Annotated in this window: 1 protein-coding gene; it reads right to left on the bottom strand. The window is 45.2% G+C overall.

Annotation, left to right across the window (positions count from 1 at the left end):
• A partial coding sequence (locus tag A3761_RS27330; RefSeq protein ID WP_197472939.1) for a hypothetical protein occupies nt 1–299 on the bottom strand: 299 nt, incomplete at both ends.

Here is a 299-nt window from a genome sequence, read left to right as displayed (position 1 = left end):
CAGGTGCTTTGACAACTTCAAGCTCACTGCCATTTTTTGCTAACACAATTTGAGCCCAGCCAAAACTCTCGAAGTTCGCGATCACCGGAAATAAGCGATCAGCCTCCAGCTTCACATAACATCGATAAGCTGGGTAAAGCAGGCTTGCCAAAATCAAAAACAAAGCTATTCCCTGCATCATCATTTTCCGGCTTCTGCTAGTACTTCGAAATCGAGCGAGATACCACAGCAATGCAGCCAAACAACCAAAAACATCGTAAACAAAGTCTATTAAGCTACGCTCCCGGCCTACATAAGGC

The organism is Oleiphilus sp. HI0123 (assembly GCF_001635315.1).
The sequence above is the reverse complement of the archived record's forward strand: the minus strand, read 5'-3'. Positions and strand labels throughout refer to the sequence as shown.